Source organism: Mycobacterium sp. (assembly GCF_049280035.1).
In the GTDB taxonomy this organism is placed as follows: Bacteria; Actinomycetota; Actinomycetes; order Mycobacteriales; family Mycobacteriaceae; genus Mycobacterium.
Map to the genome: position 1 here is coordinate 1 of NZ_JBAPPI010000770.1, position 5,651 is coordinate 5,651.

At 64.8% G+C, this 5,651-nt stretch carries 3 protein-coding genes and 1 pseudogene; 2 read left to right on the forward strand and 2 right to left on the reverse strand.

Features of this window, described 5'->3' with window-relative positions:
• Both secA2 and WAN71_RS24705 read right to left on the reverse strand, forming a co-directional pair.
• Positions 1-1,507 (reverse strand): accessory Sec system translocase SecA2 (gene secA2, locus WAN71_RS24700; RefSeq protein ID WP_422227847.1); only part of this gene is annotated, 1,507 nt, incomplete at its 3' end.
• A 21-nt stretch (positions 1,508-1,528) separates the two neighbouring features.
• Positions 1,529-3,172, reverse strand: coding sequence for an acetolactate synthase (locus WAN71_RS24705; RefSeq protein WP_422227848.1), 1,644 nt, complete (start codon positions 3,170-3,172; stop codon positions 1,529-1,531).
• A 93-nt stretch (positions 3,173-3,265) separates the two neighbouring features.
• On the opposite strand from WAN71_RS24705, the gene WAN71_RS24710 reads away from it, so the two are divergent.
• A complete protein-coding gene (locus tag WAN71_RS24710; RefSeq protein WP_422227849.1) occupies positions 3,266-5,194 on the forward strand; it encodes an ABC transporter ATP-binding protein/permease in 1,929 nt (642 codons plus the stop codon).
• 177 nt (positions 5,195-5,371) lie between these two features.
• A pseudogene (locus WAN71_RS24715) lies at positions 5,372-5,651 on the forward strand (ABC transporter ATP-binding protein/permease); the annotation flags it as partial.

Genomic DNA, 5,651 nt, shown 5'->3' on the forward strand with positions numbered 1-5,651 from the left:
CGCGGCCGGCCATTTGGGTCGAGACGGTGACCGCCCCGAGCTTGCCGGCCTCGGCGATCACCCCGGCCTCCTCGGCGTCGTTCTTCGCGTTGAGCACCACCGCCGGAACACCACGACGCTGCAGCCGTTCGTGCAGCTCTTCGGATTCGGCCACGTCACGGGTGCCGACCAAGACCGGCTGCCCGGTCTCGTGCACGTCGATGATGTGGGCGATGATCGCGTCGTTTTTCGCCGCAGCGGTGATGTAGACCCGGTCGGTCTCGTCCTCGCGGATGTTCGGTGTGTTCGGCGGTATCGGGGAAACACCGAGCTTGTAGAACTGCCGCAGCTGTTCGCCGGCGGCCAGCGCGGTGCCAGTCATGCCGCACACCGTCGGATACCGGTTGATCAGCGCCTGCACCGTGATGGTGTCCAGCACTTCGCCGGTCTCGGTGGTCTCGATGCCTTCCTTGGCCTCGACCACCGCCTGCAAACCGTCGGGCCAGCGTTGCAGCTGGGCGATGCGGCCGCGGGAGGCGTTGATCAGACGCACCGCGTCGTCGCGCACGATGTAGTGCACGTCGCGGTGCAGCAAGACATGCGCGTGCAACGCGACGTTGACCTCGGTGAGCGTGGTGCCGACATGCTCTTCGGAGTACAAATCGATTCCGCCGAGCTCCTTTTCGACTTTGTGCGCCCCGGCCTCGGTCAGATGGACGTTGCGGCTATCGGAATCGGTGGCAAAGTACTCGTCGGCGGCCTCTGCGCCGACCAGCTCACCGACCAGCTGAATGATCTCCAGCCGCGGCGTCTCCCGGTGGGTGGTTCCGGCCAACACGAGCGGGACCAACGCCTCGTCGACCAGGACCGAGTCGGCCTCGTCGATGAGGGCCACGTCCGGGTTCGGCGACACCAGGTCGGCGACATCGGTGACCAGCTGGTCGCGCAGCACGTCGAAGCCGATCTCGTTGACCGAGGCGTAGGTGACATTGCACTTGTAGGCCGCGCGACGCTCGTCGGCGGTCGATTCAGCAGTGACCCAGCCGACGGTCAGGCCCAGCGCCTCCAGCAGCGGACCCATCCACTCGGCGTCGCGGTGGGCCAGGTAGTCGTTGATGGTGACGACGTGAACGTGCCGGCCGCCCAACGCGTACCCGGCGGCGGCAATCGCCCCGGCCAGCGTTTTACCTTCGCCGGTGGCCATTTCGATCACGTCGCCGGCCAGCATGCGCAGCGCGCCGAGGAGCTGCACATCGAACGGCCTTAGCCCAGTGGAGCGTTCGGCCGCTTCCCGTGCGATGGCGAGGAACTGTGGGATGTCGTCGGCTTCGGCGAGGTCGTCGAGGTCGAGCAAACCGGTGGCTTTGCGCAACTGTTCGTCGTCGAGGCCGGCGGCTTTCTCCTCGTACTCCGCTGAAGCGCTGGCTTGGGCCAGTGAACGGCCTTGATTCTTCTCCGCGCTGGCGCCGAGCAGCCGCCAGAATCGGCTACTGAGGCGGCCCGAGGGAGCGCTGGTGGTCTTCGGCACAGTTCAACGGTACGTCAGGCGTCACGCCAGATTGGATCGGCGTGGATAGGCGACAGCGGGGTCGGTGAGCACGTTGACGACGGCGGGTAAGCCGCTGCCGAAGGCACGTTTCAAGGCGGGCCGAAGCTCGGCCGGCGTTGTCACCAGCTCGCCATGTCCACCCAGCGCTCGTACCACCTCGTCATAGCGGGTCTCGGGGCGCAGTTCGGCCACCACCGAATAGCCGTACAACGCCTCCATGGGGTGCTTCTCCAAAGCCCAAATTCCGTTGTTACCGATCACTGACACGACCGGCACGTTGTGCCGCGCCAGGGTGTCCCATTCCATGCCGCTGAATCCGAAGGCGCCGTCGCCTTGCAGCAAGACGACCTGGCGGTCGGGCCGAGCCAGTTTGGCGGCCAGCGCGTAGCCCGGACCCGAACCCAAGCAACCGAACGGGCCGCTGTCGAGCCAGGCGCCAGGCACATAACTGTCGATGACCCGGCCCGCATAGGAGCCGAAATCGCCAGCGTCGACGACGATGATCGCGTCGCGGTCCAGCAGCGGCGCCAGCTCGGCGTAGACCCGCATCGGATGCAACGGGCTGCGGTCATCGGCCAGTTCGGCGTGTTCGCGATCTCGGGCCGACGTCTCGGCTGCCCGCAAATCCGCGACCCAATCCTCATGACCGGCCGTCGTCGTTTCGCTCAGTGCGGTCAGGGTCGCCGACAGGTCGCCGTAAAGACCGGCTGCGATCGGCCGTGGATGCTCACGGTCAGGTTGGACACGATCAGCCACAATCAGCTGCGTCTCCGGTCCGAACACCCCGCCAAAGCCCAGCCGGAAGTCCATCGGCACTCCCACGACGACCGCAACGTCGGCCTGTCCCAGGGCTTTTGAGCGTGCCCGGGAGAACGCCAGCGGATGATCCGCGGGCACTGTGCCGCGGGCCATGCCGTTCATCAGCACCGGTATCCGTCGCTGATCGGCCAAACGGAGCAGCGCCGCTTCTGCGTGACCCCACCACACGTTGGTGCCGGCCATGATCACCGGACGGCGCGCGGTGGCCAGCAGACCAGCCGCCCGGTCGAGTGCGTCGCCGTCAGCCAGCGGTGGCACCGGCAGGTCGGTCAGCGCACCGGGACGTCCGTCGTCGGCGGCGACGGCAAAGACGTGGTCCATCGGAAAGTCGATGAACGCAACACCCGACGGCGCGCCGACCGCGGCCCGCAGCGCCTCGTCGACCAGCCCGCAGACGGCCTCGGCCGACGGGGCCGTGGCGGCGAATCGGGTCAGCGGTGCGACGAACGGAACATGGTCAATCTCCTGCAGCGACCCCATCCCCCAACGTTGCGCCGGCGCCCGACCACCGAGAACCAGCAGCGGCGAGGAGTTCTGCTGCGCGGCGGCCATCGCGCTCATCCCGTTGGTCACGCCCGGACCCGCGGTCAGTGCGGCGACCCCCGGTTGGCGCGTCACCTTCGACCAGCCTTCGGCCGCGAAGGCGGCAGTCTGCTCGTGACGGGTGTCGATCAGCCGGATGCCCTCGCTACGACACCCGTCGTAGATGGAGAACAAGTGACCACCGGACAACGTGAAGACTGTGTGGATCCCGCTGGCTTTCAGCCGGCGGGCGACAAGCCGCCCCGCGTGAAAGGCTTCGGTGGCTGCGCCATTGGAACTCATTCCGGCAGCCTATCGGCAAGCCTCCGGTAGCTTCCCCGACAAGCTTTCCGACGGGACGTCGGGGCGTGCTGCCTCAGACTGCGAGGAGACTTCGTGACTGTTCTACAGCCGTTCAAACCATCCATCGACTGGGGGCACGCAGTGCCCGACTCAGTGTGGTGGATCGCCCGGGCATGGGTGATCAGCGCCGTTTGTGTCCTTGTCGTCTTGGTGGTGCTCAGGTTCACCACCCAGTGGGGGCGCGAATACTGGCGAATCACCGGTGGCTACTTCACTGGTCCACGGTCGGTCAGGGTGTGGCTGATGCTCGGTGTGCTGTTGCTGTCGGTTGTCACGGTGGTGCGAGTCAATGTGTTGTTCAGCTACTTCAGCAAGGACTTGTACAACGCGTTGGAGACAGCGTTCACCGGCTCTGGTGCGCAGAACGAAATGGTCAAACAATCAGGCGTGCATGGTTTTTGGACGGCGCTATGGATATTTTGCACCCTGGCCGCCATCTTCATCGCCGAGGCCATGGTCGACCTCTACCTGATGCAGCGGTTTATCATCGCGTGGCGGGCGTGGCTCACCGAACACCTCATCGCCGACTGGCTGACCGGGTACGCCTACTACCGGGCTCGATTCATCGACGACACGATCGACAACCCTGACCAGCGCATCCAGCAGGACATCGACGTATTCACTGCCGGTGCGGGCGCCACTACCAATGTGCCGACCATCGGTACAAGCCAAACCCTGCTACTCGGCGCTGTGCATTCGGTGGTGTCGGTGATTTCGTTCGCCGCGATCTTGTGGAACCTCTCGGGCACGCTGACGGTTCCGCTGCTCCATGTCGACATTCCGCGCGCGATGTTCTGGATCGTCATCGTCTATGTGCTGATGGCGAGCAGCGTCACGTTCTGGATCGGGCATCCCCTCATCAAGTTGAGCTTCGCCAATGAGAAGCTCAACGCTGCCTTTCGTTACGCGTTGGTGCGCTTACGTGACGCCGCAGAAGCCGTGGGGTTCTACCACGGTGAGGCTGCCGAGCGATCCCGATTGCGGCAGCGCTTTACGCCGATTATCGACAACTACCGCCGCTATGTGAGCCGCACCATCGGCTACACCGGTTGGAACTGGTTGGTCACCCAGACGATGGTGCCGCTGCCGTGGGTCATTCAGGCGCCGCGGCTGTTCGTCGGCAAGATCGGTTTAGGCGGCGTGGTCCAAACCGCGACCGCATTCGGCACGATTCAGGATTCACTATCGTTTTTCCGCAACCACTACAACCACTTCGCCTCATTTCGCGCTTCAATCATTCGGTTGCATGGATTGGTTGACGCCAACGCCCGCGGTCGGGAACTGCCCGTGGTGACGGTGCAGCCGAGCGAGCACGGGTCGGTTGAAATTGCTGCCGTCGAGGTGCGTGCGCCCAGTGGTGAGCAGTTGATCGACCCGCTCGAGGTGCGCCTCGCCAGCGGTGACGCGCTGGTCGTTACCGGGCGTTCGGGAGCCGGCAAGACCACGCTTTTGCGCAGTCTGGCGCAGCTGTGGCCCTACGCGTCCGGCACCCTGCGCCGGCCCGACGGCGCGCACGCCACAATGTTCTTGTCGCAGTTGCCATATGTGCCGCTCGGTGACCTGCGTGGCGTGGTCTGCTACCCGAATTCGTCAGCCGACATCTCCGACGTCGCCGTGCGAGAGGCGCTGACCAAGGTGGCGCTCGCCCCGCTGGCTACCCGGCTCGATGAAGAGCGCGATTGGGCCAAGGTGCTGTCCCCTGGCGAGCAACAGCGCGTCGCTTTTGCCCGTGTCCTGCTTGCCAAGCCGCAGGCGGTATTTCTCGATGAGGCCACTTCGGCGCTTGACGAGGGTTTGGAATTCGCGCTTTACCAGCTACTGCGCACCGAATTGCCGGAGTGTGTCGTGGTCAGCGTCAGCCATCGGCCCACGGTTGAACAGCACCACGATCATTTGCTCGAGCTGCTCGGCGAGGGCAGGTGGGAATTGCGCCGGATCGAGCGGGAGCCGGCCAACGTTTGATCGTGCCCAACGCCAACTTTTGCGCGTGGGCATCGATTTCGACGGAATGATCTTGCCGCACCAGCCCACACAGCGTGCTGCCGCGGTGCCCGGGTAGCTTCGCGGGAAGGTCTTGTCAGTCAGCTGTCCGATCGACGCCTGGCACTGCAGGTAGGAATCTGAAGGAGCAGCCGCACCGTGGAGTTGTTCAAACCGTCCATCGACTGGGGTCACGCGCTCGCCGATTCACTATCCTGGATCGCCTTGACGTGGGTAATCAGCGCGGTGTGCGTGATCATCGTGCTGGCGCTACTGCGACTGCTCACCCCTTGGGGTCGCCAGTTTTGGCGGATCACCGGCGCCTATTTCACCGGTCGACGCAGCGTCGGGGTCTGGCTGATGCTCGGGGTGCTGCTGCTATCGGTCGTCGTCACGGTTCGCCTCACTGTGCTGTTCAGTTATCAAACCAATGACCTGA